Origin of the sequence: Microbacterium zouquanmingi (assembly GCF_052266675.1) — a bacterium.
In the GTDB taxonomy this organism is placed as follows: domain Bacteria; phylum Actinomycetota; class Actinomycetes; order Actinomycetales; family Microbacteriaceae; genus Microbacterium.
Genome location: NZ_JBQPRA010000001.1, coordinates 486260 through 500780, shown reverse-complemented (window position 1 = coordinate 500780; position 14521 = coordinate 486260). Strand labels below are relative to the sequence as shown.

Genomic DNA, 14521 nt, shown 5'->3' with positions numbered 1-14521 from the left:
CATGCCGGTCATCGACGCGCAGGTGCACTGCTTCGAGGCGAACACGCCCGCACGGCCGTGGACAGGACCAGGTGCGGGTCTTCCTCACGCAACCGCGCAGACGAACGTCGACCTCATGGATGAGAACGGGGTCGACAGCGCGGTGCTCGTCTCGCCCTCGCTGAACTACGGGACCGACGCGACCTACGCGTTCGAGGCCGCCGAGGCGCACCCCGGTCGATTCGCCGTCATCGTGCCCATCGATCTCGCACGACAGCATCCGGAAGACCTGCTGGATGAGATCTCCGACCGGAAATACGTGGCGGGACTTCGCCACATGCTGTGGACGCCAGAGCAGCGCGCCGCACTGAACTCGCTCCGGCTCGATGCCCTCTGGCGCGGCATGGTCCGCGCAGGCCTGCCGTTGTGCGTCGCGACGCGCGGGGAGACAGCGGAGATCGCCGAGCTCGCCGGCCGCTTTCCCGAACTCACGATCGTCATCGATCATCTGGGATTGCCCAGCAGCCCGACCCCGCCCGCACCGGAGAACCCCTTCACCCTCCTCGGGACGATTCTGCAGCTCGCGCCTCTGCCGAACATCGCCGTGAAGATCACCGGCATGCCCGCGCTCTCGCATGAGCGCTACCCATTCGCCGATCTGCATGACGCCATGCATCGCACAGTGGACGCGTTCGGCGCGGAACGTGTCATGTGGGGCACCGACTGGACCCGCGTGCACGAGTTCGCCGACTATGCGGCGGGAGTGCAGTGGATGCTCGAGAGCGGACTGGATGCGGACGAACTTCGTCTGGTGCGCGGCGAGAGCGCGGCGCGCATCTTCACCGGGCGCTGAACCTCAGCGCAGCATCCGCTCGCTTTCGCGCACGAGGTAGTCGAACCCCGCGTGCACCTGTCGAAGCGGCCAGCCCAGGGCGCGGATGTCTTCTTCCGACATGCCCTCATCGACATTTCCCGCGGCGAGCGCGGTCAGCAGCACACCGACTGCGCGCTCGAGCTGCACCGCCCGCATCACCGCCACGGCGACATCTTCGCCGACCGTCACGAACCCGTGCCGCGGGATGACGACGCCGACGGCGCCGCCGAGTGTCTGCGCAAGGCGCTCGCGCAGTTCGGCATTGCGGATGAGCGATGCGGTCTCGGTGAAGCGCGGAAGCTGCTCGAGCGTGAAGTCGATACCGGCATGACTGAGCGCCCGCATCGGTTCACCGGTCGCGCACCACGCATTGACCGCGTCGCTGTGCGCGTGCACGATTGAGGTGACTTCGGTCCGCGCGTGATAGACGCCGGCGTGAATATGCCATTCGATGTGCCGGTCGCCCTGACCGACCACGACCTCGCCGCTCCAGTCGATGAGCTGCACGTCGTCGGGCTCGATCTCTTCGAAACCCAGGCCGGAGCGTTTCATCCACAGGCCACGACCCGCGTGGTCACGTACAGAGACGTGCCCCCACACGAGGTCGCGCAGCCCGCCAGCGGCGAGCACACGGCTGGCCCTCGAGATCAGCAGCGCGCATTCGGCATCCGTCGCGGGTGCGACCGCGAACCCGTCAGTCGGAGCGGTCAATGGCCGGCCCGCTGGGGCGCATCGCCGAACAGCACACTGACGTTCTTCGCCTGCGTCCAGCTCAGCAGCTCGTCGTGGTTCTCCTCCCGGCCGATGCCGGAGTCCTTGTACCCGCCGAAGCCGGAGCCGAGGAAGTGCCGGCTGGTCTCGTTGATCCAGACATAGCCGGCCTGGATGTCGCGGGCGAAGGAATGCGCGGTACGGAGGTTGTTCGTGTAGGCGCTGGCAGTGAGACCGTAACGCACGCTGTTCGCGATCGTGAGCGCCTCGTCGTAGTCGTCGAACGGCATGGCCACAAGCACCGGACCGAAGATCTCCTCCTGCGCGAGGGGTCCGTACGGATCGACGTTGTCGAACAGGGTCGGGCGTACGAAAAGTCCGTCCGCGAGTGCGCCGTCGGTCACCCGATGACCGCCGGCGGCCACGTCGTAGCCGAGCGACTTGCCGAGCTCGATGTAGCGGGTGACCTTGTCGAACTGCTGCTGATTGACGATCGCGGCGGTGTCCGTGCTGTCGTCGTGCGGCAGCCCTGAGCGGAGCGCCTCCATCTTCTCGGCCAGCGCGTCGACGACCTGACGGTGGATGCTGCGATGCACGATGAGCCGCGATGTCGATCCGCAGGACTGCCCCTGCCACGTGAAGTTCATGCCTTTGAGCGCACCGGCGACGGCCGTGTCGACGTCTGCGTCGGGGAAGATGACCAGCGGGTTCTTGCCACCCAGTTCGAGCGTGACGTGCTTGACGCTGACCTCGGCGGCGCGGCGCTGGATCATCCTGCCCGTCTCATCGGCGCCGATGAATGCGAGACGTGCGACGTCGGGATGCACGACCAGCGCATCGCCGGCTTCCTGGCCGAGACCGGTGATGATGTTCACCACGCCCTGGGGCAGCACGTCGCTGATGATGTCGGCCGCCGCCAGCGAAGAGAGCGAGGTGTGTTCGCTGGGCTTGGTGACCACGGTGTTGCCGGCGGCGAGCGCACCGGCCATCTTGCCGACGGTGAACAGAAGCGGGTGGTTGAAAGCGCTGATTCGTCCGACGACGCCGTACGGCTGGCGCAGCGAGTACATCAGTCGCTCGTTACCGGCGGGAATCGTGGAGCCCTGCGCCTCGAGCACGAGACCGGCGAAGTAGCGCAGCTGAGAGGCCGCGACCTTGCTGTCGAAGCGCATCTCATGCATCGGGCTGCCGTTGTCGAGCGAGTCGAGGTATGCGAGACGCTCGGCGCCTGCCTCGATCGCGTCGGCGAGCTGATCGAGGTAGCGGGCGCGCTGCAGCGGTTCGAGCGCGGACCACGCAGGAAAGGCCTGCTTGGCGGCCTGGACGGCATCATCGACGTCGGCCGCGCTCAAGCGGGGGATGGTCGTGATGAGCTCGCCGGTCGACGGATTGGTGACGTCGATCGTGCGGCCGTCGCGGGCTCCTCGACGCTCGCCGCCGATGAGAGCGAGGTTCGAGATTTCCGTGTGCGTGGCGGGTGCAGCCATTGTGCTCATGTTGTCCTCCGAGATCAGGCCGTGGCGACGGCGACGTTCGTGGCGACGGCTCGGCGCGCAAGATCGCGCAGCTCGTCGTCGGTGCTGGGGCGTCGGTTGTTGAAGCGGAACGGGCTGTTCGCGCCGGCGAGGAAGAACTCGTCTTCGGCGTCGGCGATGAGCTCATCGGCATCGAACGCCGTGGGGATGCCGGCGTTGCGATACAGCTCCGGCAGGGCATCGATCTCGCGGATGACGTCGTCGCTGACGACGGAGCGGTTGAACTCCGCGACGATGGGCAGCAGCACGCTGTTCTGACGACCGTGTGCGACGCGGATCCGCGAGGAGCCGGTGATCGCGTGTACCAGGCTGAGTCCGGCATTGCCACAGGCGAAGTTCGCCATGGTCGATGCCTCGAGCAGAGCCTGCAGGTCTTCTGGCCGGCGCTCTCGGATCGCCGCCGCCATGACCGCGCGTATGGTGCGCACCGCTTGCAGAGCGACGGTATCGGTGAAGGATGTCGCGCCGTTTGCCCACAGCGCCTCGAAGCCATGGCTGAGCGCGTCTGCGGCGGCGTCGCGCATCGGCACCTCCGGAAGGCCCAGGAGGTGCTCTCCGTCGAGGATCGCGAGATCGGGCTCGTAGCCCCAGCCGCGCATGCCCACGTTGGCGTCGCTCTCGGTGTCGTAAAGCACGAAGGCATTGGAGACCTCGGAGCCGGAGCCTGCCGTGGTCGGGATCGCGATGAACGGCGCGGGACGATTCGGAGCCACATCGATGCCGACGTACGCGGTCACCGGGCTGGCGTTGGTCAGCAGGAGAGCCACGGCCTTCGCCTGGCTGAGCGCACTGCCGCCGCCGACGCCGACGACGAGATCCGCCTGTGCGTCACGGGCGACGGATGCTGCGGCCTCGGCTGCCTGGATCGTCGGATCGACCTCGGCGAGCGACTCCATGACCACCGTATCGCCGAGGAGCTCTGCGATGCGGTCTAGCAAGCCGATGCGCTTGAGGCCGGCATCGCCGATCAGGGCGACACGGGTGCCACCCAGAGTGCGCACGTGCTCTGCCAGTTCGGCGGTGGAACCCCAGCCTGCATGGACGCGGGTGGGTGTGGTGTAAAGGCGGCTCTGAGTCATCTTCGTCTTCGAATCCTTGAGGGGCGCACACGCTCTGTGTGCCGCGGCACCAGGCTAGGCAGGAGAGGCATGCCGAGGGAAAGACCGAAGGCCGGGGCACTCATCATGATTGTGTTATAAATGCAGCTACCCGTCCCATTGGAGGCAGCCACCGATGTCGATCGAGATCCGACACCTGCGCCAGTTCCTCGCAGTCGCCGAGGAGCTGCACTTCACACGTGCCGCAGAGCGGCTCCATCTCGCCCAACCTGCGCTCAGTGCTCAGATCAAGAAGCTCGAGCAGGAGCTCGAGGTGCAGCTGCTCGTGCGGAGCACGCGCGCCGTCGAGCTGACTCCGTCCGGCGCGGAGTTCGCCGCCAGGGCCCGTCACACCGTCGAAAGCTACGACGCGACTCTCGCCGCGGCCGCACAGCTGCGCCGAGGAGGCGGAGGACACGTCAGTCTCGGAGTCTCTTCTCGTCTGCGACCGGCGCTGCGCCGAGAATTCACCGGTGAGCTCGGGCGGCTCGCACCTCGCCTCTCGATCGATTTCGTCTCGGAGAGCACCGTGCGTCTCGTGCAGGCCGTCACCGCACGGCGCGTGGATGCCGCGCTCGTCGTCGCCCCTTCGCAGACCGCCTCGCTGCGGTCGGTGCGGGTTCGGGATGCTCCACTGATCGCTGCGCTGCCCGCCGGGCACGAACTCGCGGATCGGAGCGAGATCACTCTGTGGGATCTGCGGGACGAGCTGTGGATCATGCCGAGCTCCGACGTGTTCGCTTCGAACTCGTTGATGCACGCGATGTGCCTGGAAGCGGGATTCCGCCTGCGGGTATCGACAGCGGCGACCAGCAACTACGACGATGATTTCATCGGCGTCAGCGAAGGCAGCGGCATCGAGGTCGTGCCCGATGTGTTCACGCGTCCTGGCGCGGTGCCCGGGGTGACTTTCGTACCCGTGAGCACCGTGACGCTGCCGATCTACCTGGTCGCTCAGGCGGATGGGGACGGCCGACGGCTCGGACCGCTGTTCAAAGCGGTCCGAGCCGTGCTCTCCCAAGATGAGGCGGATGCCGACTGACCTGTCATCTCGGCATCCGGCTTCTCAGAACGTGCGCTCTGCGCTGCGCATCATGTCGCGCCAGTCCTCGACCGGGGTGAGCACCGGGTCCTCGACGCCGGCGTCGGCACCTCGGAAGTCCAGCTGCGACACGCCTGCGGCTTCGAGCGGACGGTAGTCCCACTCCACTCGCATCGGCTCATTGGCCGGCACGAACTGGTCCATGTAACGACCCCCGCAGAAGTGCGCCGGCTTCGCCTTGTCCCAGATGATCATCTGGTTCTCGTCGATGACATCCGCGTTGGCGCTGACAGCCTGGGTCTGGCCGTTGACGGTCATCCGGTGGATCCACGGGTGAGTCCACTCGACCTTCATCTCGAAGTGGGCATAGCACTCGGCGATGCGGGGAGGCGCAACCTTCGTCGACGGCACGGTCGTGAATCCGGCCTTCTCGAGTTCGTTGATCCCACGCTTCCACGGCAGACCGCAGATGAGCACCTTCTCGAGGAGCTCCTTGTCGAACGGGACGAAGTTGATGACGAACTCGCCGTTGGCAAGAATGTTCGCATGAGTGTCGCTGCCCTTGGTGCAGGTGAACGACAGCTGCACGGGGTCATGGCACACCCGCACGGTCGATCCGTACGACGCGGCATTCACGTTGCCATCGGCATCGACCGTCGTGATGATCGCAAGCAGCGATGTCGGCGCGATGATGCAGTCCCAGTTCTCCGGACGCACCAGTGTCTTCTCAACGGTCATGTCTTCTGCTCCTGTCGAAGTCGAGTGTGGTCGCGAGCCAAACCTATGCAGGCGCCCCTGAGCAGGGGAAAGACAGGAGCGATGGGGACTGATAGTGCTGGCGTTATGACTGGGCTCGGTCTCGTCTCATTCCCGCGCCACGGCGCTGTTAGCGTGAGGCACGACCCATCGAATGAAGGAGCTCAGGTGACACTCGCGGACCGCCATCACGGACGATCGGCTCAGCCCGTGCGGCGCATCACAGCACGCGCTCTTCGAGAGAGACTGGTCGGCACGAACACCCCCGGCGGCATCACCCCGATCCCCGAGGGTCCGGCGTTCACGCGCGACGACGGCCTGCTGTTCATCAGTGCGTTCCCCGACCCCGACGGCTTCAAGGTGTTCCGCTTCGATCTGGACACGCGTGAGGTCACCGGCGTCTTCGGCAGCGATCAGATAGCGCTGGCATCATTGGTGATCCATCGAGATGGCAGGCTCTTCTACGCTGACTTCCGAGGCGGGCGAACAGGCGGCGGGCGCATCGCCGTATCTGAGCCCGATGGCAGCGGATATCGCACCCTCATCGACGAATTCGAGGGAACGGCGATCGTCCCGGACGACATGGTCTTCGCCGCGGACGGCACGATGTACTACAACGACTTCCAGGGCACCGCGCTGCATCCCACGGGCCGGGTGATCCGCGTCGACCCCGATGGCACGCAGTCGCTGCTCGTGGACGGGCTCGCGATGCCCAACGGCATCGCGCTCTCGGCAGACGAATCGCGCCTGTGGGTCAGCGAGCATCTGCGCAACACTCTCGTGGGCATCCAACTCGATGGTCGAGCTGTTCCGGAAACCCGCGTCTACGGATACTTCACGGGCGGCCTGGCGGATTCGACCACGGTCGACTCGGCCGATAACGTCTATCAGGCCTTCTACGACGGCGGTCGCGTCGAAGTGCTCGATGGCGAGGCGAACCCGATCGCGGTCATCACTCCGGGAGACGATCCGCTTCGCGAGTATCCGCGTACGACTCACGTGGCGATCGAGCCCGGTAGCACGCGCGGCATCCTCGTCGCGGGTGGACGAACGGGCATCGCGGTCTTCGAGTTCGAGGCTCTCGCCCCCGGACTCGTGCCGTTCTCACACCGCTGAAACACCGACCGAGCCGAAGCTCTCACCGTGATCGACGAAGCGCCGCAGCAGACCGACGAACTGGTCCCGTTCGGCGGCATCGAAGCACTCGGTCATCCACACCGTCATGGCATCGGCGGAGGTTCCCACCTCGCGGTGGATCCTGCGCCCATCATCGGTCAGGCTGAGGATGCGGCGCCGTCGGTCGGAGGGATCGGGCGCGGCACGCACCCAGCCGCGCTGGACGAGACGCTCGATCACCGCCCCCGTGGTGGAGGTGTCCAGCGAGGCCCCTCGCGAAACGGTGACCTGGTCGACGCCTTCAGAGGCCGCGATCACGCTGATCGCGGAGTACTGAGTGGGCGTCACATCCTTCGACACCATCGCCGACCACAGCGACGAGTGCACCTGCTGCGCTCGTCGCACGAGGTGCCCGGGACGCCGGAGCATGTCGTCGTTCGCGTGGCCTGCCATGGCATGAGTGTATGCGCTTCGCGCGCCTCGATCGCAATTACGATACGATCACGTATAGTTAACACCGCTGAGCCGATGGAGGTCTGCAGTGGCATCTTTCCCACAACGCGGTCGACCGCGTGATCCCGAGGTCGACCGATCGATCCTCTTCGCCGCGCTCGAGCTGCTCGGCGAACTCGGTTACGACCGATTGACCATCGAAGGCGTCGCCGCGCGCTCAGGAACGGGCAAAGCCTCGATCTATCGCCGATGGACCGGCAAGCCCGAGCTGATCCTGGACGCGGTTCGACTGCTGGAGGAGTCGTTCACCTCCACGCCCCCCGATACGGGAAACCTGCGCGACGATCTGATCGCCGTCATCCCGCAGTTCACCGTGTTCAGCACCTTCGGCCCCTCTCAGGCGCCGATCATCCTCGGAATGGCTCAGGCCATGCAGAGCGATGAGAAGATCGCCGACTACATGCGGGCACGATTCACCTCCGATGTCCGCCACGCCAGCGAGATCGTGCTCGAACGCGCCATCGCGCGCGGTGAGATCAGCGCGGAGGCCCGCGGCATCCGGCTCTTCCACGACCTTGCCCCCTCCCTCACGATCGGGCGCCTGCTCCTCACTCTCGACCCGATCGACGAGCAGTTCCAGACCGAGTTGGTGGACACGATCCTCATTCCCCTTCTGCACGCGTCAGCCCCCAAGGAGACCACATGAGTCAGCGATTCGACGGCCGTGTGGCCATCATCACGGGAGCCGGTTCCGGCATCGGGCGGGCCATGGCCGAACGACTTGCCGATGAAGGCGCTCAGGTGATCGCCGCTGATCTCAGCGATGGCCGCGACGAGACTGCCGCCAGCCGGCCCGATGCGATTACCGCGGTAGCCTGTGACGTCTCCGAGCCCTCAGACGTCCAGTCGGTCGTCGACACGACGCTGACGAGGTTCGGGCGCATCGACGTCCTGATGAACAACGCCGGAATCACCGGTCCCGTCGCCCCTGGCCACGAGTACCGCCTTGAGGACTGGGACCGCGTGATGGACGTCAACGTGCGCGGCGCGTTCCTCATGATGCGTGCCGTTTTGCCGACGATGCTCGCCCAGAAGCACGGTGCGATCGTGAATACCGGGTCGGTCGCCTCCTACATCGCCGCACCCGGATCGCTGGTCTACCCGCCCTCTAAAGGGGCAGTGCTCATGCTCACCAAGCAGGCGGGGATCGAGTACGCCGCCACGGGCGTCCGCGTGAACGCCGTGTGCCCCGGCCTGATTCGCACTCCCATTCTCGACGGCGCCCCGGTCTCTCACGATGTGCTCGCTCAGCAGGTGCCGATGGGCCGGCTCGGCGAGCCCGAGGAGGTTGCGGCCCTCGCCGCTTTCCTCGCCAGCGATGAGGCCGGCTTCATCACTGGCCAGGGCTTCGTGATCGACGGCGGACAGACGGCCGCCTGACATGCAGCGTCGCGCTCTCGGAGAGGGCGATCTCGCCGTCGGTGCCATCGGCTTCGGCTGCATGAGCCTGAGCGGCATCTACTCCGGTCAGCCACTGAGTGCGGATGAAGCACGCACGGTCATCCACGGTGCCGTCGATGCCGGTACGACTCTGATCGACACGGCGCACGCCTACGGCGGCGGGCACAACGAGCGACTGTTGGGCAGTGCTCTTGACGGCATCCGCAGTCGGGTCGCGGTCGCCACGAAGGCGGGCCTGGTGCCGTCTCCAGGTGGTGGCGCGCATGTCCTCGACCTCGACGGCCGTCCGGAATTGCTGCGCGCGCAGGTTGACGAGAGCCTGAGCAGGCTCGACGTCGACCGCATCGACATCCAGTATCTGCACCGCATCGATCCGAAGGTTCCACTCGAGGACAGCTGGGGAGCCCTGGCTGAACTCGTGACAGCAGGTAAGGTCGCTCGCCTGGGGCTGAGCGAGGTCACCGTCGAGCAGGCGGAGCGCGCGCACCGCATCCATCCCGTCGCGGCGATCCAATCGGAATTCTCGCTCTGGGCCCGGGAAGCGCTCACGAGTAGCGTCGTGGCATGGTGCGCCGCTCAGGGCGCCGCGTTCGTGCCGTTCTCTCCATTAGGGCAGGGGTTCCTGACGGGGAGCGCGACGCGCGCCGAGGACCTCGACGAAGGGGATGCCCGCACCAGCAGCCCCCGCTTCACCGCAGCGGCCGCACGCGATGCGGAACCGCTGACGGATGCCGTGCGCGAGGTCGCCGCCGAGCACGGAGCGACGGCACCGCAGGTGGCCCTGGCCTGGCTGCTCGCACAGGGCGCGCACGTCATTCCGATTCCGGGAACACGCCGCGTCCGCCACGCGCAGTCGAACGCAGCCGCGGCTGACCTGCACCTCTCCGCTCAGGCCATCGAGCGCCTGGATCGTGCTGTCGTGCCCACGCCGGCACGGCACTGATCAGCTGCGCGCCAGCGCCACCGCAGCCACCGCCAGCTGGCGCCAGGTGACCGAGGTCTGAGCCGACTCGGGATTGACGCGACGCGCGATGACGTAGCCGTCGAGGACCGCCAGGCAGAAGGTCGCGATCTCCGCCGGGTCCCTCTCGCTGCCGATCGCCTCGCACATGCGCCGGATCGGCCCCAGTAGGAATCCGAGCCCTTCACCGCGGATGCGACGGACCGAGGCGTGCACCTCGCTGCTGTCATCCGGTGTCTCCAGCGCCAGGATGTCGAGCACGCGGAAGAGCCGGTCGTCATCCGTGGCGGCGTCGCCGACGTGAACCATGAACGCCGTGAACGCGTCGATGGGGTCGGCGTCGTCCGGCTGCACGAATGCGGGCAGCCCCTGGAAGAACTGGTCTGCGTATCGCTGGAGAACTGCGGCGATGACGCCGTCCTTGTTGCCGAAGTGCCAGTAGATCGAGCTCGCCGGCAAGCCCGAGCGCTTTCGGATCTCGGAGACGCTCGCGCCCGAGTAACCGCGCTCGTAGATGATCTCGGCGGCGGCATCGAGGATGCGATCACGCGACTCAAGGCCTTGCTGCTGCCGCGACGTCATCGTCGGCTCTTGCTCGATAAGTTCAGTCATGTCGTTCCCAGGATAGGTAGTGGACGCCACTGCGTCTATATGTAATGATCATTCCATACAGATGCGGGAAATCACCATCGATGAACCGCCGAGACATGTCGACCATCGAAGGAGATGCACGATGAGCACGCCAACCGCCACTCTGTCCAAGCCCGACCAAGAGCTGACTCGCACGCTGAGCGTCGCCCGCATCGACGAAGTCGCAGACGGCGTACGCGCCGTCACGCTGGCCGCCGTCGATGGCTCAGACTTGCCGGCGTGGACACCCGGTGCGCACATCGACGTCCTGCTGGGCAACGGCATCGTCCGCCAGTACTCGTTGAGCTCCGACCCCTATGACCTCTCTTCGTACCGCATCGGCGTGCTGCGGGAGCCCGCCAGCCGGGGCGGGAGCGAGTACGTCTTCACCGAGCTCGCGCTCGGGGACCAGATCGAGATCACCGGCCCACGCAACAATTTCGCGCTCACCGATGCTTCGTCCTACATCTTCATCGCCGGCGGCATCGGAGTCACTCCAGTCCTCGCCCAGGCTCGCGAAGCCAAGCGCCTCGGACGCGAGTACGTGCTCGTGTACGGTGGACGCTCGCGCGCCTCGATGGGCTTCCTCGACGAGCTCGCCGCCGAACACGGCGACCGCCTGCAGGTCTGGCCGCAGGATGAGAAGGGCATCATCGACCTGCCCTCACTCCTCGGCACGCCCCGCGAGGACACCAAAGTCTACTGCTGCGGACCGGCTCCGCTGCTCGGCGCCGTCGAAGAGCAGTGCACCACCTGGGCTCGCGAAGCCCTGCATATCGAGCGCTTCGTGCCCAAGATCGTCGAAGCATCCGATGACGCCGTCGACGAGTTCGAGGTCGAGTTGAGCGCCAGTGGCCTCACGGTGCACGTCGGTGCGGACCAGAGCATCCTCCAAGCCGCGATGGACGCGGGGGTCGATGTCTTCTTCTCCTGCCAGGAAGGCACCTGCGGCTCGTGCGAGACCCCCATCATCGAGGGCGAAGCAGACCACCGGGACTCCGTGCTGAGCGAGGCGGAGCAGGAGGAGAACACCTGCATGATGATCTGCGTCTCGCGCGCCAAGTGCCCCCGCCTCGTACTCGACCTCTGATCCCAGATCCCTCAACACCCAAAGGAGATGCAATGACGCTCGAAATGGCCTATGCCCACAAGCCGGAGGACCTCACCGCATGGCCACCCTCTGCCGAGACCCGCAAGTGCCCGTTCAGCTTCTACGACGAAGCACGCGAGAAGTCTCCGCTGTACCGGTACCCCGAGCCGCACCCGCTGAGCGGTCGGCCCATCTTCTTCGCCACCGGGTGGGATGCCGCAAACTACGTCCTGTCCCACGTCGAGGAGTTCGATTCGAAGCTCGGCGATGCCCTGCCCGAGATGGGCAACCTCGCCGCCGCGCCTTACCCGGACGTGCCCAGCCACTACGAGGCGCCCGGAATCGCGTTCACCTACGGTGAGGATCACGCGGTCAAGCGCTCGTGGGCGAACATGCTGTTCGAAGCAGATCGCATGAAAAACTATCTGCCCATCATCGAGGAGGTCGCCGACCGCCTGATCGACGAGTTCATCGATCAGGGCACCGTCAACATCACGGATGCCCTTGCCGAAGCGCTGCCGCTCGAGGTGCTCACGATCATCATGGGCCTCCCCCGCGAGGATGCCAAGGACCTCAAGAGCTGGACCGACATCGTCACCCGTCTCGGAATGAACTCCGACCCCGATCCGGCAGAGGTCGAAGCGGCGACGAAGGCGCTGGAGGACAGCGGCGAGTACGCCTATCGTCAAGCCGTGGATCGCCTGGAGAACCCTCGCGACGACTACATGACCGCCGTAGTCCAGGCACAGGTCGAGCGCGATGGCGAACTCGACAAGAACGCCATCGTCGTGCACATCCGCTCGATGTTCCTCGCCGCTTATCACACGACCGCAGCGATGCTCGCGGCGGCGACGGTGCACATGGCGCAGATGCCCGACAGCCAGCAGGAGCTTCGCGAGCAGCCCACCAAGCTCCGCAAATTCGTGGAGGAGTCCGTACGCCTTGAAGGTCCGCTGCAGTGGCACCCGCGCGTCGCCATGAAGGACACGAACGTCGCGGGCACTGACGTTCCCGAGGGCTCGGTTGTGTTCGTCTCGTTCGCAGCGGGAAGCCACGACCCGGCCAAGTTCGAGAACCCGTACACGTTCGACCCTTCGCGGCGGAACGTCGCCCAGCACCTGTCGTTCGGTGCCGGACCGCACCGCTGCCCCGGTGCACCGCTGGCGCGTCTGTACGCCCAGGCCGCCTTTACGAGGCTGCTGAGCCGCACCAAGAGCTTCGAGCTCGACGAGGAGGCCAGCGATCTCACTCCGCTGCCCGGCTTCAACTTCCGCATCCCTACCCGTGTGGTGCTGAAGTTCCGGAAGGCCTGAACGACACGAGCAAGAGGCGGGGGGGGGGGGGGGGGGGGGGGNCCCCCCCCCCCCCCTCCCCCCACCTCCCCTCCCCCCCCCCCCCCCCCCCCCCCCCCTCCCCCCCCCCCCCCCCTTCCCCCCCCCCCCCCCCCACCCCCCCCCCCCCCCCCCCCCCCCCCCCCCGCCTCTTGCTCGTGTCAGGCTATTTCAGCGGGTTGATGTCCTTTGCGAAGTACTGGTCGAGAATCTCATCGGTGAAGTACGGCACGCCGGTACCGGCGAGAGCCTCTGACGAGTAGTCTCCACCGGGCTCGGCGATCTCAGCGAGGTTGTCGTTGTTGATGAGGACCGGCGGCAACGAGATGTAGTTGCTCTTGGGCGATGCGCCGGCGAGCGTACGCATCAGCGTGTCCCAGACCGCATCGGCCTGCTGCACGGGGTCGCCGACCACTCCAGCGGCCGAGTACGTGTCCTTGTTGTCGATCCAGTACGACAATGCTCCTGCCGTGGCACCGTTCATCGAGACGAGCGGCACCTCCCGACCGACCTGCTGGAAGGCGGCGATCGAACCGGTCGCCATACCGCCGAGCTGCAGAACCGCGTCGATCTCTCCAGGGTAAGAGGCGAGGAAGGTCTGCACGCCTTCCTTGGCGGACGGATCGTTGAATGCCGCGGCGACCTCACCGACGACCTCGATGTCCGGGCAGGCCTCGAGTGCGGCATCCACACCCTCGCGACCCTGCACCTGCGGGTCGACGCCTTCGATGCCGTTGACGATCAGGACCTTGCCAGTGCCGTCCGGCAGCTGACCGAGTGTGGCGGCTGCCGCGGCACCCGCATCATGGAAGAAGTTGTCATGCGCCGTGACGGCGTACGTGCTGGGCAGAGTCGCGAACGACGCGGTGACGATGCCGTCTTCTCCTGCTGCATCGACGGCCGAGGCCATCGTCTGGCCCGACATCGGCTGGATGAGGATGCCGTCGACCCCGGCTCCGACGAGCTGCTGGTAGGTCTGCAGCTGCTGGGCGGGGTTGAACTCCGACATCAGGTTGACGACGAGGTCGCCCTCGACCAGGCCCTGCTCCTTGGCTTCGTCGAATCGCTTCTGGAGCTGATCGTGGTACGCCTGGTTGATCGCGGTCGCCAGCGGAAGCATCGTCAGGCCGATCTTCCACGGTCCCTCGCTCTCGGGCAGGTCTGCCCACGCGCTCTTTCCGAGATCCATACCGACGCCCTGGAACGCTGCCTGGATGTCCTCTGGGTATCCCGCCAACAGGCCGTCGGGGTCATTGGGCAGCGGGCCGGTGAGCGAACCGCATCCGGACGCCGCGAGCTGTGCCGTGCTGACTGCGTTGACTGTGTCCTCGCCTCCTGCTGCATTGCCGTTATCGGCGGAGCAGGCGACGAGGGCGCTTCCGGCGAGCACGACTGTCAGCGCGCACAGCGATGTGCGCCGAAACCGCTGACCGGTGATGCTGTGAGTGATCATGGTGCGTTCCTTTGTTCGTTCGATAGGGATGT

General features: G+C 66.3%; 15 protein-coding genes. 8 read left to right on the top strand and 7 right to left on the bottom strand.

Features of this window, described 5'->3' with window-relative positions; all coding sequences use genetic code 11:
- The first annotated feature begins 1 nt into the window (after position 1).
- Entirely contained in the window at positions 2-832 is an 831-nt protein-coding gene (locus ACTU6V_RS02455; RefSeq protein ID WP_443469963.1) for an amidohydrolase family protein, read from the top strand.
- A gap of 3 nt (positions 833-835) precedes the next feature.
- Here the strand turns inward: ACTU6V_RS02455 and ACTU6V_RS02450 are convergent, their stop codons facing one another.
- Genes ACTU6V_RS02450 through ACTU6V_RS02440 form a run of 3 tightly spaced genes read right to left on the bottom strand, consistent with a single transcriptional unit; the run spans position 836 to position 4178 of the window.
- Complete coding sequence (locus ACTU6V_RS02450) at positions 836-1564, bottom strand: class II aldolase/adducin family protein (RefSeq protein ID WP_443474822.1); 729 nt, start codon at positions 1562-1564, stop codon at positions 836-838.
- Positions 1561-3060, bottom strand: a complete 1500-nt coding sequence (locus tag ACTU6V_RS02445) for an aldehyde dehydrogenase family protein (protein ID WP_443469965.1) — start codon at positions 3058-3060, stop codon at positions 1561-1563. Before ACTU6V_RS02445 ends, ACTU6V_RS02450 begins: the two co-directional genes overlap by 4 nt.
- A 14-nt stretch (positions 3061-3074) precedes the next feature.
- Positions 3075-4178, bottom strand: a complete 1104-nt coding sequence (locus ACTU6V_RS02440) for an iron-containing alcohol dehydrogenase family protein (RefSeq protein ID WP_443469966.1) — start codon at positions 4176-4178, stop codon at positions 3075-3077.
- A 154-nt stretch (positions 4179-4332) separates the two neighbouring features.
- Between ACTU6V_RS02440 and ACTU6V_RS02435 the strand changes: the two genes are divergently transcribed.
- Positions 4333-5238, top strand: a complete 906-nt coding sequence (locus ACTU6V_RS02435) for a LysR family transcriptional regulator (RefSeq protein ID WP_443469967.1) — start codon at positions 4333-4335, stop codon at positions 5236-5238.
- 24 nt (positions 5239-5262) lie between these two features.
- Here ACTU6V_RS02435 and ACTU6V_RS02430 read toward each other — a convergent pair whose 3' ends face one another.
- The gene (locus ACTU6V_RS02430; RefSeq protein ID WP_443469968.1) at positions 5263-5976 is read right to left on the bottom strand and encodes a flavin reductase family protein; all 714 of its coding nucleotides are present in this window, start codon (positions 5974-5976) and stop codon (positions 5263-5265) included.
- A gap of 186 nt (positions 5977-6162) precedes the next feature.
- Between ACTU6V_RS02430 and ACTU6V_RS02425 the strand changes: the two genes are divergently transcribed.
- Positions 6163-7110: an SMP-30/gluconolactonase/LRE family protein gene (locus ACTU6V_RS02425; RefSeq protein ID WP_443469969.1), complete on the top strand. Its 948-nt coding sequence runs from the start codon at positions 6163-6165 to the stop codon at positions 7108-7110.
- Here the strand turns inward: ACTU6V_RS02425 and ACTU6V_RS02420 are convergent.
- Positions 7099-7563, bottom strand: coding sequence for a MarR family winged helix-turn-helix transcriptional regulator (locus tag ACTU6V_RS02420; protein ID WP_443469970.1), 465 nt, complete (start codon positions 7561-7563; stop codon positions 7099-7101). The genes ACTU6V_RS02425 and ACTU6V_RS02420 overlap by 12 nt on opposite strands.
- A gap of 88 nt (positions 7564-7651) precedes the next feature.
- Here ACTU6V_RS02420 and ACTU6V_RS02415 point away from each other — a divergent pair, with 88 nt between their 5' ends.
- The 3 genes from ACTU6V_RS02415 to ACTU6V_RS02405 are packed head-to-tail and all read left to right on the top strand — an operon-like array spanning position 7652 to position 9967.
- Positions 7652-8269: a TetR/AcrR family transcriptional regulator gene (locus ACTU6V_RS02415; protein WP_443469971.1), complete on the top strand. Its 618-nt coding sequence runs from the start codon at positions 7652-7654 to the stop codon at positions 8267-8269.
- The gene (locus tag ACTU6V_RS02410) at positions 8266-9003 is read left to right on the top strand and encodes an SDR family NAD(P)-dependent oxidoreductase (protein ID WP_443469972.1); all 738 of its coding nucleotides are present in this window, start codon (positions 8266-8268) and stop codon (positions 9001-9003) included. Before ACTU6V_RS02415 ends, ACTU6V_RS02410 begins: the two co-directional genes overlap by 4 nt.
- A gap of 1 nt (position 9004) precedes the next feature.
- Positions 9005-9967, top strand: coding sequence for an aldo/keto reductase (locus ACTU6V_RS02405; protein WP_443469973.1), 963 nt, complete (start codon positions 9005-9007; stop codon positions 9965-9967).
- Here ACTU6V_RS02405 and ACTU6V_RS02400 read toward each other — a convergent pair whose 3' ends face one another.
- On the bottom strand, positions 9968-10597 hold the full coding sequence (locus ACTU6V_RS02400) for a TetR/AcrR family transcriptional regulator (protein WP_443469974.1): 630 nt from the start codon (positions 10595-10597) through the stop codon (positions 9968-9970).
- Between the two features lie 121 nt (positions 10598-10718).
- Between ACTU6V_RS02400 and ACTU6V_RS02395 the strand changes: the two genes are divergently transcribed.
- Together ACTU6V_RS02395 and ACTU6V_RS02390 are read left to right on the top strand one after the other, a co-directional pair.
- Entirely contained in the window at positions 10719-11705 is a 987-nt protein-coding gene (locus tag ACTU6V_RS02395) for a PDR/VanB family oxidoreductase (RefSeq protein ID WP_443469975.1), read from the top strand.
- Positions 11706-11737: 32 nt separating this feature from the next.
- Positions 11738-13018, top strand: coding sequence for a cytochrome P450 (locus ACTU6V_RS02390; RefSeq protein WP_443469976.1), 1281 nt, complete (start codon positions 11738-11740; stop codon positions 13016-13018).
- 184 nt (positions 13019-13202) lie between these two features.
- Here ACTU6V_RS02390 and ACTU6V_RS02385 read toward each other — a convergent pair whose 3' ends face one another.
- Positions 13203-14489: a substrate-binding domain-containing protein gene (locus ACTU6V_RS02385; protein ID WP_443469926.1), complete on the bottom strand. Its 1287-nt coding sequence runs from the start codon at positions 14487-14489 to the stop codon at positions 13203-13205.
- Between the last annotated feature and the right edge of the window lie 32 nt (positions 14490-14521).